This window comes from Bacillus sp. CR71, assembly GCF_003429245.1.
GTDB lineage: Bacteria > Bacillota > Bacilli > Bacillales > Bacillaceae_G > Bacillus_A > Bacillus_A thuringiensis_S.
In genome coordinates, this window is sequence record NZ_CP031748.1 from 5,415,837 (window position 1) to 5,442,203 (window position 26,367).

The following is a 26,367-nucleotide window of genomic DNA, read 5'->3' on the forward strand; positions in this document are numbered from 1 at the left end:
AGCGAAATGACCGGAGATTCTAGCCGCTGGAGCTGGATATTAATTAAAAGCGGAGGTGACTTGCTCAGAACAGGAGGGCATTGGAGCTCCTGACGAAGAGGCGTTCTTTGCCTCACAGGAAGGCGCGAAATGACCGACTGGTCTAGTCACCGGAGCTGGATATCATTAAAAGCACAAGCGGCTCATTTAGAACTAGAGCTATATATCAAACAAAATCCCTATTACCTCACCGTAATAGGGATTTTTATTTACAACAGTTCATAATTTGTTCAAATTAATTTCAGCAAAAGGGTTGTTTTATATCAATTACTAGATTATAATAATTATAAATTAGTAATTGATATAACATAACAACTCAAAAGGAGATTGATCATAATGAACAAACAAGTAATCGAGGTATTAAACAAACAAGTAGCAGACTGGAGCGTTTTATTCACAAAACTTCACAACTTCCATTGGTACGTAAAAGGGCCTCAATTCTTCACATTACACGAGAAATTCGAAGAACTTTACACAGAATCAGCTACTCACATCGATGAAATTGCAGAACGTATTTTAGCAATTGGCGGCAAACCAGTAGCAACAATGAAAGAATACTTAGAACTATCTTCTATTCAAGAAGCAGCATACGGAGAAACTGCAGAAGGGATGGTCGAAGCAATCATGAAAGACTACGAAATGATGCTAGTCGAACTGAAAAAAGGCATGGAAATCGCTCAAGACTCTGACGACGAAATGACATCTGACCTACTACTAGGCATCTACACAGAACTAGAAAAACACGCTTGGATGCTACGCGCGTTCTTGAATCAATAATAGACTTTAAAGCGGAGGTGACTTGCTCAGAACAAGAGGGCATTGGAGCTCCTGACGAAGAGGCGCTTTTTGCCTCACAGGAAGGCGCGAAATGACCGACTGTTCTAGTCACCGGAGCTGGATATCATTAAAAGCGGAAGCGGCTCGCTCAGAACAGGAGGGTGTTGGAACTCCTGATTACGAGGCGCTTTTTGCCTCGAATGAAGGAGTGAAACAACCGACTGTTCTAGCCGCTGGAGCTGGATATCATTAAAAGCAGAAGCGGCTCGCTCAGAATCGCAGGGCATTGGAGCTCTCAACCTTGAAGCGCTTTTTGCTTCGAGCGAGAAAGCGAAATGACCGGAGATTCTAGCCGCTGGAGCTGGATATTAATTAAAAGCGGAGGTGACTTGCTCAGAACAGGAGGGCATTGGAGCTCCTGACGAAGAGGCGTTTTTTGCCTCACAGGAAGGCGCGAAATGACCGACTGTTCTAGTCACTGGAGCTGGATATCATTAAAAGCAGAAGCGGCTCGCTCAGAGTCGCTTTTTTCTGTAATGGTTGCACTTAACGGTACACGAAATTATATCAACGATTTTTCAAATATATCGATCATTCCCCTTAATATATCAACGATTTTTTCATTATATCGATCATTACCCTCAATATATCAACGATTCGACAAGGGATATCAATTTACCGACAAATCACGACAGTATTAACACACAATTCGCCCCCACTTTTATCACTATATTACAATCCTTTTTATGTTAAAATATAGGAAACACCCTTTAGTATCATAGATCCAAAAGGCTTTTCCAAATTCATCATTTACTACTTAAATGACGGGAGTGGTTCAGTTGAAAGACTACTTAATTAGAGCGTTTTTTGCGTTAATAACAGTTGGGATTCTCTTACTTATAGCTAATATTTTCAATATACGTGTCGAGGTTAAGGACTATGCTTTCCTCGTTGTCGTAGCAATTGGTGGCGGCTGGGGTGGCTGGTACCTGTATAAAAAACAAAGCAATCAAAATGATAAAGGCATTCCAAAGTAATATGGAATGCCTCTTTTATTGCCTTCTGTAATAAATAATGAAATTCAGACCATTAATACAACCAATCGCAATAAACATACAAAACGATTGTGGATCTCCACCTAGATTATACTCATCAACGATAAAACCAATCATAAAGAGCGTTATCGCCGAAACACCGATACACAATATCGAAATAAACCAAAGCGAAAATTCATTAATTAGCTCTTTCTTCTGTGTTGAAACAATTAGCATAACAAGAATAGACGCTGCTAAAATACTTTTAAAAACCGGACGTAAATACACAAACTCCTCCATCTATTTCTCCTTTCCCAAAAACATTACATCTAAACATTAACATATTTAACCAAATTAAAAACACATGCCTTTTTCAATTAAAACGACATGTGTTTCCGTATTTGCTATGATAGTTGCTTCCACTTCGTTCCCAAAACAGGACGCTCATAATTTTGGATTGCATGAATTAGTTTATCTGCCGTCTCAGCTGAAACGATCAATTCTTTATTTGATGGATTCATAAATCCTTCTTCTGCTGCACGTTCAACCATTTGCAGAATTGGTCCATAAAAACCTTTTATGTTTAATAAACCAACTGGCTTATTGTGTATACCAATTTGTGACCAACATACAACTTCAAATAGTTCTTCAAACGTTCCGTATCCGCCTGGAAGCGCAATAAAAGCATCCGCAAGCTCTGCCATTTTCGCTTTACGTTCATGCATTGTCTCTACTTCAATTAATTCTGTTAATCCTGTATGTACAATTTCTCCTCGAAATAGACCGCGCGGCATAACCCCTGTTACACGTCCACCTAAACGAAGAACTTCGTTTGCTACTTCTCCCATTAATCCGACACATGAACCACCGTATACGAGCTCATAGTCGTTCTCAACAAACATTTTACCTAACTGAATTGCCTGCTCTTTGAATTCTGGTCTCTCCCCTAAATTAGAACCTGCAAACACACAAATCTTTCTCATCCCTACACCCCGGAACTATATATTGTTATGATACAATGAATATTGTACAACATATTGAGGAGATGAGGAAGAAATGGATATCGTTGCATTCCAAAGATGGGTTGAGGAATTTTACGAAAAACGAAGCTGGTCACAGTATAATGCCTTTATTCGCTTAAATTTCTTAACTGAGGAAGTTGGGGAAATTTCACGAGTCGTTCGCGCTATTGAAATCGGCCGCGATCGCCCTGATGAAGATGCGAAAACAGAAGAAGAGCTAAAACAAGAACTAAAAGAAGAACTTGGCGATGTACTATCTAACCTTATTATTCTTTCGCAAAAATATGATTTAGATTTACAAGACATTATGGACGCACACGTCACAAAGCTTTCGAAAAGATTCGAAGCATCTAAATGAGAATATTATCAATTATGGTATAATATTATTGTCACAATACTAAGGGGGATTTTATGTTATCAAAAAAATTGCACGACGCATTAAATGAACAAATGAACTTTGAATTTTACTCTGCCCATGCTTATATGGCAATGGCTGCTTACTGTACAGCTGAGAGCTATGATGGATTCGCTAACTTTTTCCTTGTACAAGCTGAAGAAGAACGTTTCCACGCAATGAAGCTTTACAACTATATTAATGACCGCGGAGAGCGCGCTATTATTACTGGATTTGATAATCCGAATAACGAATACGAATCTGTATTAAACGCTTTTGAAGTCGCACTTGAGCACGAGCGTGAAGTAACGAAACGTATTTACAACTTATCTGATATCGCTTGGGATGAGCGTGAACATGCAACAATTACATTTTTAAAATGGTTCGTCGATGAGCAAGTAGAAGAAGAAGCTTCATTCGATAGCATCATCCAAAAACTAAAACGTATTACAAGCGATTCAAACGCACTGTTTATGCTAGATGCTGAATTAGAGAAACGTACATTTACGCCTCCAGCTGAGTAATATTTCAATCACCTTAATACATGTATTAAGGTGATTTTTTTGTTTGCTCTCTATCTTAAAATCACCTTAAATTTCCTCATATTTAACATAGTGCCAGATATAAAATGGTATTATTTTCAATATAAAAACGAATATACGAGGAGAGAAAAAATGAATCAACGTGTAGAATCTGTTGATGCAATTCGTGGTTTCGCTTTGTTTGGCATTTTACTAGTCAATATGACATTAATTCAATTTGGGTTCTTCACCAGTGAAAAACCCACTTATCTATTTGGCGATCTTGATAAAGGTGCTAATTGGTTTATTCAATTTTTCGGCACACATAACTTTATATCCCTATTTTCTTTTCTATTTGGGCTTAGCATTATTTTGTTACAAAAAAGTATTATCGCAAAAGGAAAAAAATTCTTCCCTACATACATAAGACGTATTATCATTCTTTTACTACTCGGCTACATTCACGGTACTTTTGTTTGGGAGGGAGATATTTTATTTGCATACGGAATAATCGGGATTTTTTTAATGATATTCATCAATCGAAAACCGAAAACTTTGCTCATTTGGGCGATTATTCTACTCGCACTTATTACACTTATGTCCTATCAAACTGATCCATCTACAAATATAAATGATTTCGCACCTTATACTGAAAAAGAACATAAAGTCCATCAAACCGGAGGCTATATGGATCACGTCAACTTTAGATTGACTGAAAATCCTTTTGATTACATGGGAATTGACGGTGCATTCGGATTATTTTTCATATCAGTTTTCGCAATAATTTTTATGTCTCCACTGTTCCTACTCGGAATGTATGTAGGGAAAAAAGGCTGGCTATTTGAGGTCAATAAACATATACCTGCTGTCAAAAAAATATGGTTTGCCACCGGTCTCTTCTCTTTTACAATTAAAATCTTAGCTATGTTCGTAAAGCATCCGATGTTAATTATGTTACAAGATGGCCTTACACCAGTAACTATGACCTTCTTTTACGGAAGTACGATTATTTTATTATTCCATTACAAAAAAGCATCTCGTCTACTAACATACATGGCGAACATGGGAAAAATGTCCGTTAGTAATTACTTAGCACAATCTATTATTGCAACAACTATTTTTTACGCATATGGATTTGGCCTATACGGTAAAATCGGTTATTTCTTCGGTATTCTTTTAACCATCGGAATTTATACGATTCAATTATTCGTTAGCACCTATTGGCTCCAGAAATACCGGATGGGTCCAGTGGAATATGTGTGGAGACTGGGAACTTATTTAGAGAAACCACGTTTTAAAAGAGATTTGGATAAAGCAAGTTAAACAAAAAAGCAATGAGCTTACGCTCATTGCTTTTCTTAATTTATTAAAGCATAACCCCAACGATAATCGCTGATAATATACTTACTAACGTTGCACCGTATACAAGTTTTAAACCGAATGATGATACAACGTTTGCTTGTTTGCCATCGATACTCTTCGTTGCACCTGCGATAATTCCGATAGATGAGAAGTTCGCAAATGATACAAGGAAGATAGATAAAATACCTACTGTACGAGCTGATAAATCGCCAGCTACTTTTCCAAGGTCAAGCATTGCAACGAATTCGTTCGTCACTAATTTTGTTGCCATAATTTGTCCTGCTTGTAGCATCTCTGATGTTGGAATACCCATTACGAATGCTAATGGTGAGAAAATGTATCCTAAAATGCTTTGGAATGTGATTCCGAAAATTGAATCGAATACACCGTTAATTGCTGTAATTAATGCTACGAAACCGATTAACATCGCCGCTACTGTTACAGCGATAGAGAAACCAAGCATAATATATTCGCCTAACATTTCAAAGAATGTTTGTTTCTTGTCTTCTTGTAATTCTAAAATATCGTCTTCTTCTTTTACTTCATATGGATTAATGATATGAACGATAATGAATCCACTGAATAAGTTTAATACAAGTGCTGTTACTACATATTTTGGATCAATCATTTTCATATAAGAACCGACGATTGACATCGATACTGTAGACATTGAAGATGCACAAAGTGTGTATAAACGATTTTTCGGTAATTTGCTTAGTTGATCTTTTACTGTAATGAATACTTCCCCTTGACCAACGATTGCAGCCGCTACCGCATTATATGATTCTAGTTTTCCTAAACCGTTAACTTTACTTAATAGGAAACCGACTGCACGAATGATAATCGGTAAAACTTTAATATGTTGCAGGATCCCGATTAATACTGCTAAGAAAATAATCGGTAATAATACTGTTAAGAAGAATGGTGCTTGTCCATCGTTTGCTAGACCACCAAATACGAAGTTAACCCCAGCTTCCGCAAATTTTAAAATAGAACCAAATCCATCTGCGATCCCTTTTACTAATACAAATCCGACCTTTGTATTTAGTAAGAAATACGCAAGTACCAATTGAATGACAAGCATAAGTGCAATTGGTTTATATTTAATTTTCTTACGATCTGAACTGATAAGGAAACCTAGTACAAACACTACAAGTAAACCGACTAGAAACATTACTATTTTCATATGTGAATCCCCCACTTCTCCCACGAGTTATTGGTCGTATAACGTATAACGAATGACGTCTGACCATTGTTGTTAAAAAAATTTAAAACCCCTAAAAACTATTCAACTGTCATCTAAAATCAGTAAGCGTTTACATAAATTGCAATTTATAAAAGGTAGCTTCTTCTCTCCTACCATACTTGAAAGTCTGAAATTGATACCACCTACAAATCAAATTGTAAGCGTTATCTAGGTGAAATGCAATATAAATTTTAAAAGATTTTTATATGTTAATATATTCCTAATTAATTGGTTTTTTCATGCAAATTTACCATAAAAAAATAGCCCTAGCTATGAGCTAGAGCCATCCTTTTTTTACCCCGCTTTAACGGGCAGTAAGACCCCCATCTCAACATTCAGCGAAAACAAAGAAGTTAGATGGGTGATTAACTGCCCATAAAAGCCCGATTGGTGAGGGCTGATAATCAGCGGGGGATAAAGCTCCCCCCACTAATTAAAGTTTCACTTTATAACATAACACCAACGATAATCGCTGATAAAATACTTACTAATGTCGCACCGTACACAAGGCGTAGGCCGAATGATGATACAACATTTGATTGATTTTCATCGATACCTTTCGTTGCACCTGCGATAATTCCGATAGATGAGAAGTTCGCAAATGATACAAGGAATACAGAAAGAATACCAACTGTACGAGCCGATAAATCACCAGCTACTTTTCCAAGATCAAGCATCGCAACAAACTCGTTTGATACTAATTTTGTTGCCATAATTTGTCCCGCTGTTACCATTTCTGCTTGCGGGATGCCCATTACGAATGCTAATGGTGAGAAAATATATCCTAAAATAGCTTGGAATGTAATACCGAACATTGAATCAAACAAGCTATTGATTGCTGTAATTAATGCTACGAAACCAAGTAACATTGCCGCTACTGTGATCGCGATTGTGAAACCAAGCATAATATATTCGCTTAGCATTTCAAAGAATGATTGTTTCTTCTTATTTTCTAATTTCAGTGTATCTTCTTCTTCTGTAATATCGTACGGGTTAATAATATGAATGATAATGAAACCACTAAATAAATTTAATACAAGTGCTGTTACTACATATTTTGGTTCAATCATTTTCATATAAGAACCAACAATTGACATCGATACTGTCGACATAGAAGATGCACATAATGTATATAAACGATGTTTTGGGATTTTACTTAATTGATCTTTTACTGTAATAAATACTTCTGCTTGTCCAACAATGGCAGCTGCTACTGCGTTATATGATTCTAGTTTTCCTAGACCATTTACTTTACTTAACAACGTACCAATAGCACGAATAAATATTGGTAAAATTTTAAAGTGTTGCAGAATTCCGATTAAAACCGCAAAGAATACGATTGGTAATAGCGCTGTTAAGAAGAATGAAACCTCTCCTTTATTAACAAGACCACCAAATACGAAAACGATTCCAGCTTCCGCATATCCAAGAAGTGCGCCAAATCCATCTGAAATTCCTTTTACTAAAATATAACCAACTTGCGTATTTAATAAGAAATAAGATAATACTAGCTGAATAATAAGCATAATTGCGATTGGTTTATACTTAATCTTCTTTCGATCGGCACTTATAAGAAAACCGAGTACAAATACAACGAGTAATCCTACAAGGAACATAACAAACTTCATTAATAAAATCCTCCATTTAACTCTTCATTAACGTTGAACGTCTGACCATTCGAAACAAGAAATAATCCGAACTTTCCATTTCTCCTCCAAAACCTTCAATCGGATAGGAAAGATCATAAAACCTCTTATTTCAAAGGCATTTTCCATTCTAACATAAATCATAATTCATATCCGCATTTTTCTTAAAAAAAATACGTTTTATTATGAAACATTCATGAATGTTCGTCTTTTTCATTATAAAGCGAAACTTTAATGAACGGGAGTTTCACTTCACACAAATAGCTGAACCAACAAAAAATGAGCATCAAGTTTCACTTGATGCTCACCTCATTATACTGCTTTTTCTTTATCAGCTACCTCTGGCTTATCCCAACACTCTGTATTGTTCAAACCTGGAATAGACTCCGCATAAAAGACTGGATCTTTCCCTTGTTTCTTTTGCTTAATATAATCTGATAACGCTGCGAAAGCGTACTTAGAAAGGAATACAATTGCTACTAAGTTAATAACAGCCATAATTCCCATAAATAAATCTGCTAAATCCCAAACGATTTGAATTGTCGCCACGGACCCTAGCATAACCATACCAAGTACAGCAATGCGGTATGCATTTAATAGCACTTTACTTCCATTTAAGAACTCAATATTCGTTTCACCATAGTAGTAGTTACCTACTAATGAACTGAATGCAAACAAGAAGATTGCAACTGCTACAAATATAGAAGCCCATGGACCGATATGTTGACTTAACGCCTGCTGCGTTAATTGAATTCCATTTAAATCAGCTGCATTATGCACATCTGATAAAAGAATAATAAATGCTGTACAACTACAAATTAATAATGTATCTGTAAATACCCCTAAAGTTTGAATGAAACCTTGTTTAACTGGGTGCGTTACGTTTGCAGTCGCTGCTGCGTTCGGCGCACTACCCATACCTGCTTCATTTGAGAATAATCCACGTTTTACCCCTAATAAAATCGCAGCTCCTAATCCTCCACCTACTACTTCTTTAATTCCGAAAGCATGTAAGAAAATTTCTTTAAATACATATGGAATTGCCGTAATGTTTGTTACAACAACGAATAATGCCACTGCTACATAAATAATTGCCATTACTGGAACAATCATTTCAACCGCGCGAGCAATTCGTTTTACTCCGCCGAAAATAATAACTGCAAGTAAACCAGCCATAACAAGACCTACTAATCTACTATCTGTTTTGAACGCCCCATCAAAGGCAGCCGCTACAGTATTAGACTGTACAGCGTTAAAAATCAATCCGAAACTTACTGTTATTAGAACAGAGAACACAACACCTAACCAGCGTTTCTTTAAACCCTTTTCCATATAATACGCTGGGCCCCCACGGAATGCATTCCCATCTTTTACTTTATAAATTTGCGCTAATGTGCTCTCTACAAATGCAGAAGCACCCCCAATTACCGCGATTAACCACATCCAAAATACTGCTCCTGGACCACCTGCTGAGATTGCAATAGCTACACCAGCTAAGTTACCAGTACCTACACGAGAAGCTGTACTCATACAAAACGCTTGAAATGATGATACGCCGCTCTTCTCTTTTTGCGCTTTTCTCGTTTTCGAGCTTGCTCCATCCCCAAGCAAACGAATCATTTCACCGAAGTAACGAACTTGGACAAATTTCACACGAAATGAAAAATAGAGCCCTAACCCAATTAACATCGCAATAATGACATATGACCAAAGGATATTATTTACATCCCCAATTACCCTAGCTAAAAAATCCATATTTGCATTGCCCCCTCTTCCTAACAATAAGAAAATTATATTCTAAAAACTTTAAGTAATCAAGAACTTTATGTAAGGTTTTATAACATGAATATGTTAATAAAATTAACATACGTGTTTTTTTTACATAAAAATATAGCCATTACATACATTTATCCAATACTCAATCACTTATCCTCTTCGACCAGTCATACTTTTAATACAGCACGTTCCCCACAAATAACGAGAGAGAAATAAACAAAAAAATTATATTAATAATTACCTCTCACCCTTTTCATCATTTCCTACAACAAAAAAGGCGAGCATCGAATTCACCTCGATGCTCGCCTTTTCATTTACACTGCTTTTTCTTTATCTGTTACCGCTGACTTATCCCAACACTCTGTATTCGTTAAACCAGGAATAGAATCTGCACTGAAGACTGGATCTTTTCCTTGTTTCTTTTGCCTTACATAGTCTGCCAATGCAGCATACGCAAATCGGCCGAGAAGTGTAATCGCAATTAAGTTCGTGATTACCATTAGCCCCATAAATAAGTCCGCCATATTCCATACAACTTGAAGCGTCGCAACAGAACCGAATAATACCATTCCAACTACCGCAATACGATAAATTGTTAACCACGTTTTGCTTTGCTTAATGAATTCAATATTTGTTTCACCATAATAGTAGTTTCCTAGAAGTGAACTAAATGCAAATAAGAAAATAATAATCGCTAAGAAACTGCTCGCCCATGGGCCAATTTGTGAACTTAATGCATTTTGTGTTAATTCAATACCTTCTAAATTCGTTGCTTTATATGCACCAGAACATAGTACGATAAATGCTGTTGATGTACATACTAAGAATGTATCTACTAATACTCCAATCGTTTGAATAAAACCTTGTTTCGCTGGATGCGTTACATCAGCTGTTGCTGCCGCATTCGGCGCACTACCCATACCTGCTTCGTTCGCAAATAATCCGCGCTGAATACCATATTTCATCGCAGCACCGATACCGCCACCTACAGCTGAATCTAAACCAAATGCACCTTTAAAGATTTCCGTAAACACATCTGGTATTAAATAGAAGTTTTTAATGACAACAAAAATAGCTACGGCAATATAAATAAGCGCCATTGGCGGAACAATCATTTCCGACATACGTGCAATACTTTTTACACCACCAAAAATAATAACCGCAACTAATGCAGCTAATACAATACCAACAATATAACGCTCTAAGCCAAATGCATTTTCAAATGCTAATGTTACTGTATTTGCTTGTACTGAGTTGAAAATTAAACCGTAACTAATTGTAATCAGAATAGAGAACCAAATCCCCATCCAACGTTTATTTAAACCTTTTTCCATATAATAAGCAGGACCACCACGGAAGCCACTGCCATCTTTTATTTTATAAATTTGCGCAAGCGTACTTTCTACGAAACTTGAAGAAGCACCGATAATCGCAATAACCCACATCCAAAATACAGCTCCAGGTCCTCCCATAGAAATAGCTAACGCTACACCAGCTAAGTTCCCGATACCAATACGAGCTGCAGAACTCATACAAAATGCTTGGAACGATGATACACTGCCCTTTTTACGTGTCTTGCCAGTTAGTCCATCACTCATTAAACGAATCATTTCTCCTAAATGAGTAAGCTGTACGAATTTCAATTTAATAGAAAAATAAAGCCCTAAACCAATTAACATTGCAATAAGAATATATGACCAAAGAATCGTATTCGTTGATGAAACGAATTGTTCCAAAATATTCATACAATTAACCCCTCCTTTTCTCCATAAAACGAATTATATTTAAAAAACATTCAAAAATCAACATTTTTCGACAATTTGCAATTTCCAAATATTAGCCAAGCGCGAAGTAACAATATCTTTATGACTCTCCTCCCTCTAACTGTGCATACTAAAACAAAAAATAAATCTACAAACTACCCCATTGACAAAAACACCTACCTGTAACTATAATGATTACAACAGGTTGTAACAAACCTAATTACAATACATTCATTCACTTTCAGATATACAATTTAACAAAACACTTTGGAGGGATTTATTATGAAAATCGGAATTATCGGAGCAACTGGTAAAGCAGGAAGTCGTATTTTAAAAGAAGCATTAGATCGTGGACATGAAGTAACTGCAATCGTAAGAAACGCTGCAAAAATTACAGAAGAAAACGTAGAAGTTTTAGAAAAAGACGTATTTTCTCTTACATCTAACGACCTACAAGCATTCGACGTAGTTGTAAATGCATTTGGCGCTCCAGCAGGGCAAGAACACCTTCACGTAGATGCAGGAAACGTACTTATTGAAGCTGTGAAAGGTGCACCAAATACAAAATTACTTGTAGTTGGCGGAGCAGGAAGCTTATTTGTAGACGAAGAAAAAACAACACGTGTATTTGATACACCAGGTTTCCCAGGCGAATACCTTGCAACAGCTCAAAACCAAGGTAAAAACTTAGAAATCTTGCAACAAACAAATGATATCACTTGGACATTCATCAGCCCTTCTGCACTATTCGCATTAGGAAAACGCACTGGTTCTTACAAAGCTGGCAAAGACAATCTTCTTGTTAACTCAAAAGGTGATAGCTACGTAAGTTACGAGGACTTCGCAGTTGCAGCACTTGATGAAATCGAAAATCCAAAACATGTAAACGAACGCTTCACAGTTGTTTCTGAAGCTGAATAATAAAAAAGCTCGTAAAACATAATGTTTTACGAGCTTTTTCTTATTATCGTACTTGCTCTAAGCCATTTTGAGTAATCTTGAAGGAAATCTCTTTAAATTTTTTCGCATCCCCTTTTCCAATTAACTCACCAGTTTTATACCAACTTAAACGATCAGATTCTGCATGATACACTTTTACTACATCACCATACTCGAACATCATACCATTTACTTGCTCAGCAAAATTCTTTGAAGTTTCTTGTCCTTCTGCTGTTACATGTTTTTTCTCCGTTCCATTTTGATCATATAGGGTAATTCCCATATATAATTCATTGTTAAAGTAACTATGAATTTGTTCATTTGTAGACGTTACATGTAGTTTCTTATCATCATGATTTAACGTTACAATAGAACGAATATCATCACCCAGCCCTTGGTATACAAGACTATCTCCATATGTTACTTCTACTGGTACTTCCGTTACTTTCTTATTTCCAAAACGGTCTTTCGTTTCTACTTTTACTGTTTGTTTACCGATTTTTGTTGTATTTGGTTTTTCTACAAATCCAATTACTTCTCTATCTTTCACTTGAACAAAGTTTTTTGCATCTAATTTATCAGCGTTTGTTGCGATTACTACTTTTTGCGGTATAGCTGTTACTTCTTGTTGTGCTTCCATTCTCTCAAAACCTTGCTCTGTCACTTTAAAGAGCACTTCATGAACACCATACTGCGCATTCATTAGTTCATTCTTTTTATACACTTTAAATCTATCAAACTCTCTTTGATATACCTTTATTACATCACCGTATTCAAAAGTCATTCCATTAAATTGTTCTGCAAATACTTTCGTATTCTCCGATGCTTTTACTGATAAATCTTTCTTCTCTTTTCCATCCTTATCATACACAGTCATTCCCATATACTTCTCATCTGCAAATGAAGTATGCATTGGACCTTCTGAATCTGTTGTACTGAATTTCTTTTCTTCATGATTTAATGTAACAATCGATTTAATATTCGTTTCGTCGTGCCATGTACCGAAGAACATAATGCTATCTCCGTAAATCACTTCTACTGGCACTTCTGTTATTTGCTTATTACCAAAGCGATCTTTCGTTTCTACTTTTACTGTTTGTTTTCCAACTTTTGCTGTAGTTGGTTTTTCTACAAATCCTACTACTTCTCCGTCTTTCACCTGAACAAAATTTTTCGCTTCTAATTTTTCAACATCTGTTCCGATTACTACTTGTTGAGGTTTCGCTGTGACTTCTTGCAACATGTCCATTCTCTCAAAACCTTTTTCTGTCACTTTGAAGAATAGTTCTTTTGTTCCTTTTTTCTCACCTTGACCAGTAAGTGTATTATTTTGATACCATTTCAAACGATCCGGTTCTGCGTGGAATACTTTCACTACATCTCCATACTCGAACTGTATACCATTCACTTGCTTCGCAAAGTTCTCTGATGTTTCTTGTCCCTCTGCTGTTACATGTTTTTTCTCTTTTCCTTCTCCATCGTATAACGCGATCCCCATGTATAGCTCTTTATTAAAATACTCATGAATTTCGCTATCCATATCAGTTGCATGGAATCTCTTCTCTTCGTGCCTTAAAGTTACAATTGAAGCAATATCATCGCCATTTCCTGCATATGCAATGCTATCTCCATAAACCACTTCTAATGAAACTTCCGTCACTTTCTTATTACCAAAGCGATCTTTCGTTTCTACTTTTACTTTTTGTTCACCAATCTTTGTCGTATTCGGTTTTTCTACAAATCCTACTACTTCTCCGTCTTTGACTTGCACAAAATCTTTTGCTTCTAATTTTTCAACGTCAGTTCCAATAACTACTTTTTGTGGTACTGCTGTTACTTCTTGCAGAGCTTCTAATCTTTCAAATCCATTTTCAGTAATTTCGAAGAATAATTCTTTTATTTCTTTATTTTTTCCTTCTCCCACATATAAACCTTTTTGATACCAATGTAAACGTGAAGACTCTGCATGGTATACTTTCACCACATCTCCATATTCAAATGCTAACCCATTTGCTTCCTTGGCAAAAGCTTCTGTATTCTCCAAGCCTTTTACCTCTATATTTTTCTTCTCTTTTCCCTCTTTATTGTACAAGGTGAATTCAAAATACTTCTCATCTCCAAAGTAATCATGAATCAAATTATCCGTATCTGTCGCACTCATTTTTTTCGTATCATGATGTAACGTTATAATCGATTTCATATCGTCACTACCATAACTTAATCCATATACAAATAGGCTATCTCCATAAGTTACTTCTACTGGCACTTCCGTCACTTTCTTATTTCCGAAACGATCTTTCGTTTCTACTTTTACTTTTTGTTCACCGATTTTCATTGTATTCGGTTTTTCTACAAATCCAATTACTTCTCCACCTTTTACTTGAACAAAGTTTTTCGCTTCTAATTTTTCAGCGTCTGCCCCGATTAATACTTTTTGCGGTACTGCTTCTACTTCCTGTATACCGTCTATTAGTTCATATCCTTGTGGAGTAATCTTAAAGAACTTTTCTTTTTTATTCTTAGCTCCACCTTGATCTACAAGTTTATTACTTTGATACCAATCGAAACGACTTGGTTCTGCATGATATACTTTCATAATATCGCCATATTGAAGTTCAACACCTTCAAGTTGCAAAGCAACTTTTTTAGAATTTTCTTGCCCTTCTATAGAAATATTTTTCTTTTCATTTCCATCCTTATCATATAAGGTAATCCCTACATACTTTTCATTTTTAAAGCGCTCATGAAACTCATTACCAACGAAAGAAACGTTGATTTTCTTTTCATCATGAAGGAGCGTTATAACAGAATTTACCTCATCACCGTAACCTTTAAATACCATAGTATCTCCATAAAGACTGTTAACTGGAACAGAAATGAAATTTCTCTGTCCTTTCTCATCCTCAATTTCTACTAATACCGCTCTTTTTCCAACCTCTAAATACGGCCACATAATTCTACCTGTTACTTTTACATTTTCACCTAAATTTTGAACAAGACTATTTGCTAGATTTTCATTAAAATTCGCACCAACGATGAGATCTTGTACCACAGTAGACGCTTCACCATAAGGAAGCCCGCCGTATGGTTTCACTTGTTTTTCACGAATAATATTACTATCTGATGCTTTCCATATTTCTTTTTCTAATTTAGGTAAATTTAAATTTTCGATTTTCCCTCTAACCTCATCATTTGGACCTAATCCCCATTTCTCAAAAAACGGCACTAAGTTTTGTTTAGCCGCTTTCGATGCCATATAAATAAACATTTGCTTTTTATCTTCATCTGAAGCAGGCATTTCAGATTCTGGTAATAAGCGATACATTTGATGTAAATTAGGGTAAAAATGCTCTCCATAAGCTAAATCAAGTTGCCAAAACATTACTAGTTTCTCGAATTCTTCCATCTTTTTTTGAGCATCAGGATTATCTAAGTAAGCAAAAGCTTTTTTATAATGACCATCTTCTTCTAGACTTGATTTATTGCCTAACATTCTTTGAACCGATAATGAATATATATTTACTGTTACTTCTCCTACACCTGACCAAAACCAAGGAGCTTGCTGATGTAAATGCCCTACTTCATGCCACGGTCCCCAGCCATCTCCTTGTAATCTCTTTATATTTAAAACCCTATCCATAGTCTCTGGAACATACCCTGTATGATAATGAGTAGCAAACATCCAATCATCTTTATCTGGTTTTCTCTTTTCAACAAATTGGATATAGTGGTTTGGAGCTTTTGACACCCCTATACCATCTTCAGATAATCCTGCTACAGAATTTTCAAAGCGAATAATCTTATCATGTAGCCTCATTAATTCTACTGGATCCGTCTCTCCCATATAGTTTGCCACTGCTTCAGGACTTGCAGTAATTAAACTTCTCTCACCCTTCAATTCAACTGCATAAGGATTTTTATACTTTTTTAACATTGCATCCCAATCTTTTTTTGTGTGTTTCCCTAATACAAATAATGGAAAATGACTTCCTCCATGAATAACTGAAGCTGTTACTTCGCCATCATTATTCATGTTATAAAAATATAGTATTCCACCTCTTGAAGATGAAATATTATTTTCACCAGGTTTTAACTCAAATTCTTCAAACCCTTTTTCATCATATGACTTCGTTCCTATGAACGCTTTAATAGATTGCGTTCCTTTTATTTCAATTTTAATTTCTTCATTTGGACCAGCATAAATTCCAGTTGGTTCATTTGTTGAAAGTACATAACGTACTTTTAAGCGTTTTTGCTCTTCTTCAACACTACCTTTCCCAGGCAAATGAAACGTTCTCTGCTCCAAACGATTCTCTTTACTCTCTTCCAACTGCCCGCCCTTATTCTCTTCCAAAGGCGCCGCATATCCTTTCGATGCTTCGAAAGCTACTGGTGATAATAATGTAGATATACAAATACCAGCTACTAATACCCTACTCTTTTTCTGCTTTGACATAATCTGTGTCCCCTGTCCTTTTTTTAGACAAACCATCCTATATATTCATTTAATAAGAAATCCTATTATTTTTATAAAAACATTTATTGAATAGACTAACACCTCTCGCACCTATATCAATTACTACCGCATTTCTCTAAATGTATTCGCTTTCTTATATTGTAAATTTTTTTATGTATTACGCCCTCCTCACTTCGCTCTACTTGTGATGAGTTCTCTTCTTACATAAAAGGAAAATAGTAAAAGATATATTTTAGTCTCGTCATCTATACATCTAAAAATAAAACCTTACATTTTCTTCATATATGACCATCTATAGGTAGTTTTTCCAAATGAATTTTACACGCTTTTACCTTCATTTAATAGCCTCCCTCCAAGAATAATATTACAATTTTGTGAATTTAATCTATTAATCGTAACGTTAGGATTTAATTATATTTATATTATTTTAAAATATAATTTACTCTGTAAAAACACTATTTTATCTATTTTATTATTTTCTTAATATAACTTTAATCCTTGCATACAAAAAGCATTGGCATAGGCCAATGCTTTTATTTACCTTTTATATTGATTCGGTTTATGCGGTTCATTTGGAGTATATGGCTTATTTGGTTTATTTGGAGCCTCAGCCTTTTTCCAACTTACCGCTAACTCAGGGCTCGTTTTCTCTTCACTACGCTCAAGTAATACTACTGCATTTTGAATAGTCGGTGTACCTTTATGCGCAATCCCTTGTAATTTCGTTAAATTTCCTGATACTTTAAAGCTAAATCCACCAGCTGGTGTTTGTTTCGGAATTAAAATGCGGAACTTCTCTCCTACATTAAATTCTGTTTTTGTTTCGCCTTTTTCATTTGCAAACTTCACGCCCGCTGGTGCACCTGTTGCTTGCACTTTATACGTTCCGCTTTTTGCATTTGTTTCTACTGTATATAAACCTGTTTCAAAGAAATCATTTTTTAATACTGCTTCTTGTTCTTCTGTAGGAGTTACACTCATCGTAATTTCTTGTAACTCTTCACTAGCGTTTGCTTTTGCAACGATGTCTTTCGTTACTTTCTCTACATTTTTATTGCGGAAATCTAAATCATTAACATCAATTTGTTTTAACGCATTCCACACTGCCAGTTGCGTTGCGTAATGCGCCTCTCTCCAATCAGATACCCCTAATTCTTGTGGGCTCTTTTGTGGATATCCATTCAACAGTACACGGTACACGTTAATATCTACTTTACCCATTTCTGGTAAGTCTTGACCGCTCGGAGATTTTAAGTCTACATTTAAGCAAAATGCAATTTTTCCATCTGCCGTTTTAATAAGTTCTGTTCGGATTGGTTTCTTCTTTGACCTACTATAACTCCAATCCATTTCATACTTTGTATGGTCCATAACCTCTGCGAATGCTTTTTGAAGTGGGAATAATACAAATAAGACACTTAAAAACATAGCTAAAAGTTTGAACGATTGCTTTATATTCATATTTACAGCCCCTTAATAACAAACTTAATACTAAGTAGTATTTAATTAGAAAATATTTTTATGCACAAAAAAAGAGTGCATAAAAGCACTCTTTTTTCTTTCTTACTTTAATCTTAGAAATCGAAGTTATCAGGATCTGGACCAACGCGGTGATTTTCGTTTAACGCATCGATTGTTTCCATGTCTTCTTTTGTTAATTCAAAGTTAAATACATCCGCGTTTGCAATAATGCGGTGTTCTTTCGTTGATTTTGGAATTGTGATTATTCCGTTTTGAAGATCCCAACGTAAAATCACTTGTGCTGTTGTTTTACCGTGTTTCTCAGCAATTGCTTGTAATGTTTCGTTATCTAATAATTGACCTTGCATAAGTGGTGACCATGCTTCCATTTGAATACCTTGTTCTTTACAGAAAGCTTGTAATTCTTTTTGTGTTAAACGAGGGTGGTATTCTACTTGGTTAATCATTGGCTTAATTTCTGCATCTTTCATTACATCTTGTAAGTGGTGAATTTGGAAGTTACTTACGCCAATTGCACGTACGCGATCTTCTTTATAAAGTGTTTCTAGCGCTCTCCACGTATCTTTATATTTTCCTTCTACAGGCCAGTGAACAAGATATAGGTCTAAATAATCTAGTTCTAATTTCTTTAAGCTCTCTTCGTATGCAGCAATTGTTTCTTCGTATCCTTGATCTGCGTTCCATACTTTTGAAGTGATAAATAATTCTTCTCTTGAAATACCAGTCGCTTCAATACCGGCACGGATTCCTTCACCTACAGCTTTTTCATTTCCGTAAATTGCAGCTGTATCGATGCTACGGTATCCTGCTTTAATCGCTGATTTTACAGCTTCTACAAGTTCTGGTCCTTCTTCTACTTTAAATACACCTAAACCGAACCAAGGCATTTCTACACCATTATTTAATACTGTTTTACTTTGTAAGTTTTTCATTTTATTTTCTCTCCTTTTATTTTACTTGATCTCTTTTTTCTAATGTCATGCTCCACGCTGTTAAAATCACAGCACCTACTACCATAATTCCGCCTACCCAAGCCGTATGAATTAATCCTAACGAGTTCGTTACAATACCGCCCAAGTAAGCACCAAGAGCAATTCCTGCGTTAAATGCTGCAATGTTAATCGCTGATGCTACATCAACAGCGCTAGGTACAAACCTCTCAGCCAAGATAACGACATACACTTGTAGCCCTGGGACATTCATAAACGCAAATAGTCCCATAAAAATAATTGTAATGAATCCAGCAACTTTAAATGGCGCTGTAAATGTTAAAACAAATAATACAATCGCTTGAATAAAGAACATGTAAAATAACGCTCGAATCGGATTATAATTTGATAATTTTCCGCCGACCATATTCCCAATCGCAATTGCAATTCCGTATACTAACAAAATAATTGTAACGGTACTTGCTTTAAATCCTGTTACTTCTTGTAATAACGGAGATAAATACGTAAATGTTACGAATGTTCCCCCGTATCCTAATGCAGTAATGATAAATACAAGTAATAGTCTTCCGTTCGTAATCAACTTAAATTGATCGTGAAATGATACAGACGTACCCTTTTTTAAGTTAGAAGGAATTAGCATACTGTTGGCGATTAAAGCAACGACTCCAATTGCCACAATAACCATAAACGATGCTCTCCAGCCAAATTGTTGACCGATAAATGTTCCAATTGGTACACCTGTAATAGTCGCAACAGTTAAACCAGTAAACATAAATGCTATTGCACTTGCACGTTTATTCTCAGGTACAAGCGCAGCCGCAATTGTAGATCCAATTGACATAAAAACCCCATGCGCAAACGCAGATACAACCCTCGCGATAAGTAGCACAGTAAAACTTGTTGCTACTGCCGCAATACCATTGCCAATAATGAAAATAATCATAATCCACATTAACAACGTCTTTCGCGACATACTAGCTGTTAATGACGTCAATACTGGAGCACCAAACGCTACTCCTAATGCATATAAAGAAACGGTTAAACCAGCTGTTGTAACCGAAACATTTAAATCTTTCGAAATAGATGGTAGTAAACCGACACTAATAAACTCGGTCGTACCAATCCCAAATGCACTAATTGCTAGTGCTAATAAAGCAAACATACTTCTTCGATTCGTCTGAACTTCTGAAGATGGTACTGTATATGAACTCAATTGAATTCCTCCTTATTACAAGAAATCCAATCATAATAGTGTGATAAAAAGGCCCTTTTATCTTCTAAAAAATATATTTTATACTTACAAATGCTATTATGAATGGTTTCATTCCTTTTTTGAAGAACGCACTTTAAAGTACGATAGGCACTAAAAAGTAACATAGTCACTTTTTGGTACCGTACTATTCACTTGCTTCTCACATGTGCTATTATGAAACATATTTAACATGATAAAAAGTACGTACTTTAAAGTGCTATAGGTACTAAAAAGTAACATTTGTATTATTAAGCTTACTTTACTCATAAAAGGAGGGTTTCATATGAAGAAATACAATATTCCTGTAGAGGCGACTTTAGAGGTTATCGGTGGAAAATGGAAGGTTGTTATCCTTTGTCATCTAACGAAAGGCACAAAAAGAACGAGTGAACTAAAACGTTTAATGCCTGGTATTACACAAAAAATGTTAACTCAGCAATTACGCGAATTAGAGGACGACGGGGTCATTCAAAGAAAAGTCTACAACCAAGTCCCGCCAAAAGTAGAATACTCCCTTACTGATTACGGTTGGTCTTTAGAATCAATTCTTGACTCTCTTTGTACTTGGGGCGAATGTCATCTTGAAAAAGAAGGTAATACATCGATGCTAATTGCAGAAGGTGAATAATAGGAAAAAAGGAAAAAACGAACATGAATTTGTTCGTTTTTTCCTTTTTTTCTATATATATATGTACATTTCTAACTAAAACAAAATATTTTATACGCTTTCATACCTTGTCAGCACTAGGTTATACACTCAATATCAAATAATTAGGAATCATTTTTATGTTAACATAGGTGCATATAGTATATAATATAGGATATATATTATATACACTTTCCGGTAGCGGAGCTTTTCCATTATGCGGACAAGCCATGTATCGGACAGTTCATAAACAATAGGTAAGAAAATGTGGTTTTAGATATATGTCAGCTTGTTTGCTGCCATATATTTAAAGGCATTTTATTGTGTTTTGTGAAACTTTGCATAAAGTTTCGTAAACGTTTACTATCTTACTTATAAAAAATAAGAGTATTGCTATCGTAAAGGAGAATTGGAGATGCCAGAAACTATGACTCAAACAAAGCCAGAACAAGAAACTGTACAAATTTCTGCTAGCCAAGGACAACTTGATGTACTTGATCAGTTGTTAAAACCTGAGGTACAAGAATCATTAACAACACTAGTAGAACAGCTTCCAAAATTAACTGAGCTTGTTAACATTTTAACTAAGTCTTATGACTTCGCTCAAACTGTTGCTACTGATGAAGTATTAAAAAGCGACACTGTTGGTGCAATTACAGAGCTTGTAGAACCTGTAAAAGATACAGTGAAAAGCATGGCTGCAACTGCAATCGAAGCGAAAGATCGTGCTGACGAAAGTACTGAAGTTATCGGCCTATTCGGTCTATTAAAATTACTAAAAGATCCACAAGCACAAAAAATGTTCCGCTTTGTGAACGCATATCTTCAAATTAGTGCAGAACGTAACAATAAATAATTTAACTTATAACAACAATTAGTAAAGACGGGGGATATCATACTATGTCAAAACAAATTGTCATCTTAGGCGCTGGTTATGGCGGTCTTCTTGCCGCTTTAAACGTACGTAAATATTACAGCAAATCAGAAGCACAAGTTACAGTGATTAACCAATACCCAACACACCAAATCATCACTGAATTACACCGCCTAGCAGCTGGTAACGTGTCTGAGCAAGCAATTGCAATGCCACTTACAAAGCTTTTCAAAGGCAAAGATATCGATCTTAAAATTGCAACAGTTGAGTCATTCTCTGTTGATAGCAAAGAAATCAAACTAGCTGGCGGCACTACTTTATCTTACGATGCACTTGTAGTTGCTTTAGGAAGTAAAACTGCTTACTTCGGTATTCCAGGACTAGAAGAAAACAGCATGGTATTAAAATCTGCTGCTGATGCAAACAAAATCTACAAACACGTTGAAGACCGTATTCGTGAATACGCGAAAACGAAAAACGAAGCTGATGCTACAATCGTAATCGGTGGTGGCGGATTAACTGGCGTTGAGCTAGTTGGTGAGCTTGCTGACATTATGCCTAAACTTGCAAAAAGCCACGGCGTAAATCCAAAAGAAGTTAAACTTCTTCTTGTTGAAGCAGGTCCAAAAATCCTTCCAGTATTACCAGACCACTTAATCGAACGTGCAACTACTAGCCTAGAAGCACGCGGTGTTACATTCTTAACAGGTCTTCCTGTAACAAACGTTGCTGGCAATGAGATCGACTTAAAAGACGGTCAAAAACTTGTTGCTAACACATTCGTTTGGACAGGTGGCGTACAAGGTAACCCATTAATCGGTGAATCAGGTCTTGAAGTTAACCGTGGTCGTGCAACAGTTGATGCATACCTGCAATCTACTTCTCACAAAGACGTATTCGTTGCTGGAGACAGCGCTGTTGTCTTCTCTCCAGACGGTCGTCCATACCCACCAACTGCACAAATCGCTTGGCAAATGGGTGAGTTAATTGGATACAACTTATACGCAGCACTAGAAGGCAAAGCATTCGAAGAGTTCGCACCTGTAAACTCTGGAACACTTGCTAGTCTAGGACGTAAAGATGCGGTTGCTACAATTGGAGCAAGCAATACTCCACTTAAAGGCTTACCAGCATCATTAATGAAAGAAGCAAGTAACGTTCGTTACTTATCACATATTAAAGGTCTATTCAGCTTAGCTTACTAATCTGAATATAAGCCCGAATCATGCCCAGCATGGTTCGGGCTATTTTTATCCCGCATTAACGGGCAGTAAAACCTCCACCTTAAAATCCAGTGAATGCAGGGATGAAGTCGGAAGATTAACTGCCCGTAAAAGCCCGATTGGTTCAACTAATAATCAGTGGGGAGGAACAATCCCCCCACTGATTAAAGTTTCACTTTATCCGTAATTTTCTCTAACTTATATATTCGGCAGAAGAATAATATAACCCTTTTAATTATCTAAATTTACTGATTATTTTATGTCCAAATTGTGTATATGAAAGGGGTGGAAGTATTCTTCCTACTCCCACCCCTTTCACACAAACTATTCGCCTAACTTCACAAGGCTGTAGTTCTTCTTCCCTTTACGAATAATAATAAATCTTCCATCAAATGAATTTTCTACAGTAACATCCGTACCCACATCTGTTACTTTCTCACCATTCATAGAAATCGCACCATTATTAATGTCCTCGCGTGCTTGTCGTCTGGATGGTTCAATTCCTAAATCAACTAGCCACTCTACAATATTTTTTGTCTCTTTTGAAGAATGGAATGTTGGCATTTCTTTAAAACCTTGTTCAATTTCATCAGCTGTTAACGATTTAATATCTCCGCTAAATAACGCTGCTGTAATTTTCTCAGCTTGTAATAACGCCTCTTCTCCATGAACGAATTTCGTCATTTCTTCCGCTAGCACTTTTTGCGCTTCACGTTTATGAGGCTCGACTTCTACCTTCGCTGCTAATTCATCAATACGCTCTTTCGTTAAGAACGTAAAGTATTTCAAGTATTTAATTACGTCACGGTCATCTGTATTTACCCAGAACTGGTAAAATTCAAACGGTGTCGTTTTTTCAGGATCAAGCCAAACTGCACCACCTGCTGATTTACCAAACTTCGTACCGTCCGATTTTAATAATAACGGAATCGTTAATCCGAATACTTTAGCCTCATGACCTTCTAACTTACGAATTAAATCTAAACCACTCGTAATATTTCCCCATTGGTCACTACCACCAATTTGAAGTTGAACATCCTCTTTCGTGTATAAATGGTGAAAATCCATCGCTTGCAAAATTTGATATGTGAATTCTGTGAAAGAAATACCTGTATCTAAGCGGCTTGCTACAATATCCTTCGCTAACATGCTATTGATGCTAAAGTTTTTCCCGTAATCACGTAAAAACTCAATAATATTTATTTCATGTGTCCAATCATAGTTATTTACCATCTTCACTTCGCTATTTCCACCAAAATCAAATAGCTTTTTCATTTGTGCTGTTAACGCATCTACATTATGCTGAACCACTTCTAACGTTTGAAGTTGACGCTCTGATTGTCGTCCACTCGGATCACCAATTGTTCCTGTTGCCCCGCCAATTAAAATAACAGGATGATGGCCAGCTAATTGGAATCTCTTCATCATCATAAACGGAATCAAATGTCCGATATGCATACTATCACCAGTTGGATCAACTCCGCAGTATAGTGAAATCTTTTTCTCTTCTACTAGCTTACGTAAGCCTTCTTCGTCAGTCTGCTGATTAACGGCGCCACGCCATTCTAATTCATCAATAATATTCATCTTTTGTCATCCCCTTTATTTTTAAAAAACAAAAAAGCCCCTATGTCTACGATAGACATAGGGACGATTATTCACCGTGTTACCACCCAGTTTGCATAAATAGCATAGCTACTCATACCACTCTTAGCAATAATATCGATTGCTAGTCCGCTTAGCATTACCTAAGATACTCCAGAGTGTAATTCGCAAGTTTGTTTGTGCTAGGTTCCAGCAACCCCTAGCTCTCTCGTTAACAGTGACAAACTGCTACTGGGCTCTTTCAACGTATGTTATTTGTTAAATTATTAGCCATTATATTGAATTGAAAACAAATTGTCAACAATACCCAAATATTATTTTAAAATAATTCATATCTTCATACGTATTTCGTTATTCTTTATCTTCTCCAATAATCCTTACTTCTCGCTCCAACTTCACGCCAAATTTCTCTTCAACTGTCTTTTGTACGAAGTGAATTAAATCGATGTAATCTTGTGCTGTTCCGTTATCAACATTCACCATAAATCCAGCGTGTTTTAAAGAAACTTCCACTCCACCAATTCGCTTACCTTGTAGTCCTGAGTCTTGAATTAACTTACCAGCAAAGTTATTTGGTGGACGCTTAAATACGCTACCACATGAAGGATATTCTAGAGGCTGTTTTGACTCACGCTTAAACGTTAAATCATCCATTTTTGCTTTAATTTCTTCACGTACACCTTCTTCAAGTTCAAATCTCGCTTCAAGAATAATGTAATGGTTGTTAGCAAATACACTCTTACGATATCCAAATTCAAATGCTTCTTTCGTCAAAGTACGTAGCTCTCCATCACCTGTCATTACAACAGCTTCTGTTAACACAAACGATACTTCACCACCGTAAGCACCAGCATTCATATATAACGCTCCGCCAACTGAACCTGGAATACCACAAGCAAACTCAAGACCCGTTAAGTTATGGTCTAAAGCAATACGTGATACGTCAATAATTGCTGCACCACACTGTGCTACAATCGTCGTTCCTGTTACAGTAACACCTGTAATATGAATTAAACTTACTGTAATCCCGCGAATTCCACCATCTTTAATAATGACATTCGATCCATTTCCTAAAAACGTAACTGGAATATTATATTCGTTCGCATATTTGATAACTTCTTGAATTTCATCATAATTTGTAGGCGCAACGAAAACATCTGCTTTTCCGCCAACTTTAATATGCGTATGATTCTTTAACATTTCATCTTGTTTAACATGTCCTTCAGGCAATACCGTACTTAAATATTTATAAACCTCTTGCATATTCATTTTACGATTCCTCTATTTCTATATTCATTTTATCCCGTTATACGGGCCCATAATATCCCCACGTACATGA

At 36.1% G+C, this 26,367-nt stretch carries 22 protein-coding genes and 1 other annotated feature; of the genes, 10 read left to right on the plus strand and 12 right to left on the minus strand.

Going from position 1 to position 26,367, the window contains the following annotated elements; all coding sequences use genetic code 11:
- The first annotated feature begins 375 nt into the window (after positions 1-375).
- The 3 genes from DOS87_RS27510 (at position 376) to DOS87_RS27520 (ending at position 1,853) form a co-directional block, all read left to right on the plus strand.
- Complete coding sequence (locus DOS87_RS27510; RefSeq protein WP_001041895.1) at positions 376-816, plus strand: Dps family protein; 441 nt, start codon at positions 376-378, stop codon at positions 814-816.
- 91 nt (positions 817-907) lie between these two features.
- The gene (locus tag DOS87_RS27515; RefSeq protein ID WP_000128781.1) at positions 908-1,069 is read left to right on the plus strand and encodes a hypothetical protein; all 162 of its coding nucleotides are present in this window, start codon (positions 908-910) and stop codon (positions 1,067-1,069) included.
- A 586-nt stretch (positions 1,070-1,655) separates the two neighbouring features.
- Positions 1,656-1,853, plus strand: coding sequence for a hypothetical protein (locus DOS87_RS27520; RefSeq protein ID WP_000656312.1), 198 nt, complete (start codon positions 1,656-1,658; stop codon positions 1,851-1,853).
- 15 nt (positions 1,854-1,868) lie between these two features.
- Here the strand turns inward: DOS87_RS27520 and DOS87_RS27525 are convergent, their stop codons facing one another.
- Complete coding sequence (locus tag DOS87_RS27525) at positions 1,869-2,150, minus strand: hypothetical protein (protein WP_098425139.1); 282 nt, start codon at positions 2,148-2,150, stop codon at positions 1,869-1,871.
- A 104-nt stretch (positions 2,151-2,254) separates the two neighbouring features.
- Positions 2,255-2,818, minus strand: a complete 564-nt coding sequence (locus DOS87_RS27530; RefSeq protein ID WP_002062664.1) for an LOG family protein — start codon at positions 2,816-2,818, stop codon at positions 2,255-2,257.
- 88 nt (positions 2,819-2,906) lie between these two features.
- Between DOS87_RS27530 and DOS87_RS27535 the strand changes: the two genes are divergently transcribed.
- The 3 genes from DOS87_RS27535 to DOS87_RS27545 all read left to right on the plus strand — a co-directional run bounded on the left by DOS87_RS27535 (position 2,907) and on the right by DOS87_RS27545 (position 5,110).
- On the plus strand, positions 2,907-3,230 hold the full coding sequence (locus DOS87_RS27535; protein WP_208730154.1) for a MazG nucleotide pyrophosphohydrolase domain-containing protein: 324 nt from the start codon (positions 2,907-2,909) through the stop codon (positions 3,228-3,230).
- Between the two features lie 53 nt (positions 3,231-3,283).
- The gene (locus DOS87_RS27540) at positions 3,284-3,790 is read left to right on the plus strand and encodes a ferritin (protein WP_000949403.1); all 507 of its coding nucleotides are present in this window, start codon (positions 3,284-3,286) and stop codon (positions 3,788-3,790) included.
- 150 nt (positions 3,791-3,940) lie between these two features.
- The gene (locus DOS87_RS27545) at positions 3,941-5,110 is read left to right on the plus strand and encodes a DUF418 domain-containing protein (protein ID WP_208730155.1); all 1,170 of its coding nucleotides are present in this window, start codon (positions 3,941-3,943) and stop codon (positions 5,108-5,110) included.
- A gap of 43 nt (positions 5,111-5,153) precedes the next feature.
- Here DOS87_RS27545 and DOS87_RS27550 read toward each other — a convergent pair whose 3' ends face one another.
- From DOS87_RS27550 to DOS87_RS27565, 4 genes are all read right to left on the minus strand, one after another.
- Positions 5,154-6,335, minus strand: coding sequence for a NupC/NupG family nucleoside CNT transporter (locus DOS87_RS27550; protein WP_000706853.1), 1,182 nt, complete (start codon positions 6,333-6,335; stop codon positions 5,154-5,156).
- A gap of 506 nt (positions 6,336-6,841) precedes the next feature.
- A complete protein-coding gene (locus DOS87_RS27555; protein ID WP_000673845.1) occupies positions 6,842-8,023 on the minus strand; it encodes a NupC/NupG family nucleoside CNT transporter in 1,182 nt (393 codons plus the stop codon).
- A gap of 330 nt (positions 8,024-8,353) precedes the next feature.
- Entirely contained in the window at positions 8,354-9,796 is a 1,443-nt protein-coding gene (locus tag DOS87_RS27560; RefSeq protein WP_000346410.1) for an alanine/glycine:cation symporter family protein, read from the minus strand.
- Positions 9,797-10,131: 335 nt separating this feature from the next.
- Positions 10,132-11,562: an alanine/glycine:cation symporter family protein gene (locus DOS87_RS27565; protein WP_001022952.1), complete on the minus strand. Its 1,431-nt coding sequence runs from the start codon at positions 11,560-11,562 to the stop codon at positions 10,132-10,134.
- A gap of 300 nt (positions 11,563-11,862) precedes the next feature.
- Between DOS87_RS27565 and DOS87_RS27570 the strand changes: the two genes are divergently transcribed.
- Positions 11,863-12,501, plus strand: coding sequence for an NAD(P)-dependent oxidoreductase (locus tag DOS87_RS27570; RefSeq protein ID WP_000689884.1), 639 nt, complete (start codon positions 11,863-11,865; stop codon positions 12,499-12,501).
- 43 nt (positions 12,502-12,544) lie between these two features.
- On the opposite strand, the gene DOS87_RS27575 is transcribed toward DOS87_RS27570, so the two are convergent.
- The 4 genes from DOS87_RS27575 to DOS87_RS27590 all read right to left on the minus strand — a co-directional run bounded on the left by DOS87_RS27575 (position 12,545) and on the right by DOS87_RS27590 (position 20,590).
- The gene (locus DOS87_RS27575) at positions 12,545-16,975 is read right to left on the minus strand and encodes a putative mucin/carbohydrate-binding domain-containing protein (protein WP_098578424.1); all 4,431 of its coding nucleotides are present in this window, start codon (positions 16,973-16,975) and stop codon (positions 12,545-12,547) included.
- A 558-nt stretch (positions 16,976-17,533) separates the two neighbouring features.
- Complete coding sequence (locus DOS87_RS27580) at positions 17,534-18,457, minus strand: thioester domain-containing protein (RefSeq protein WP_001022528.1); 924 nt, start codon at positions 18,455-18,457, stop codon at positions 17,534-17,536.
- Between the two features lie 113 nt (positions 18,458-18,570).
- Complete coding sequence (locus tag DOS87_RS27585) at positions 18,571-19,410, minus strand: aldo/keto reductase (protein ID WP_000793558.1); 840 nt, start codon at positions 19,408-19,410, stop codon at positions 18,571-18,573.
- A gap of 16 nt (positions 19,411-19,426) precedes the next feature.
- The gene (locus DOS87_RS27590) at positions 19,427-20,590 is read right to left on the minus strand and encodes an MFS transporter (RefSeq protein ID WP_164852167.1); all 1,164 of its coding nucleotides are present in this window, start codon (positions 20,588-20,590) and stop codon (positions 19,427-19,429) included.
- 373 nt (positions 20,591-20,963) lie between these two features.
- Between DOS87_RS27590 and DOS87_RS27595 the strand changes: the two genes are divergently transcribed.
- The 3 genes from DOS87_RS27595 to DOS87_RS27605 all read left to right on the plus strand — a co-directional run bounded on the left by DOS87_RS27595 (position 20,964) and on the right by DOS87_RS27605 (position 23,405).
- Entirely contained in the window at positions 20,964-21,308 is a 345-nt protein-coding gene (locus DOS87_RS27595) for a winged helix-turn-helix transcriptional regulator (protein ID WP_000760473.1), read from the plus strand.
- A gap of 433 nt (positions 21,309-21,741) precedes the next feature.
- Positions 21,742-22,182, plus strand: coding sequence for a DUF1641 domain-containing protein (locus tag DOS87_RS27600; RefSeq protein ID WP_001115310.1), 441 nt, complete (start codon positions 21,742-21,744; stop codon positions 22,180-22,182).
- A gap of 44 nt (positions 22,183-22,226) precedes the next feature.
- Positions 22,227-23,405: an NAD(P)/FAD-dependent oxidoreductase gene (locus DOS87_RS27605; RefSeq protein ID WP_000043199.1), complete on the plus strand. Its 1,179-nt coding sequence runs from the start codon at positions 22,227-22,229 to the stop codon at positions 23,403-23,405.
- A gap of 342 nt (positions 23,406-23,747) precedes the next feature.
- Here the strand turns inward: DOS87_RS27605 and tyrS are convergent, their stop codons facing one another.
- Entirely contained in the window at positions 23,748-25,010 is a 1,263-nt protein-coding gene (gene tyrS, locus DOS87_RS27610) for a tyrosine--tRNA ligase (protein WP_151618821.1), read from the minus strand.
- 56 nt (positions 25,011-25,066) lie between these two features.
- Positions 25,067-25,282, minus strand: a binding site (T-box leader).
- 97 nt (positions 25,283-25,379) lie between these two features.
- Positions 25,380-26,297 carry a UDP-N-acetylmuramate dehydrogenase gene (gene murB / locus DOS87_RS27615; protein WP_001057106.1) on the minus strand — a complete coding sequence of 306 codons (918 nt, stop codon included), beginning with the start codon at positions 26,295-26,297 and terminating at the stop codon, positions 25,380-25,382.
- Positions 26,298-26,367: the final 70 nt, after the last annotated feature.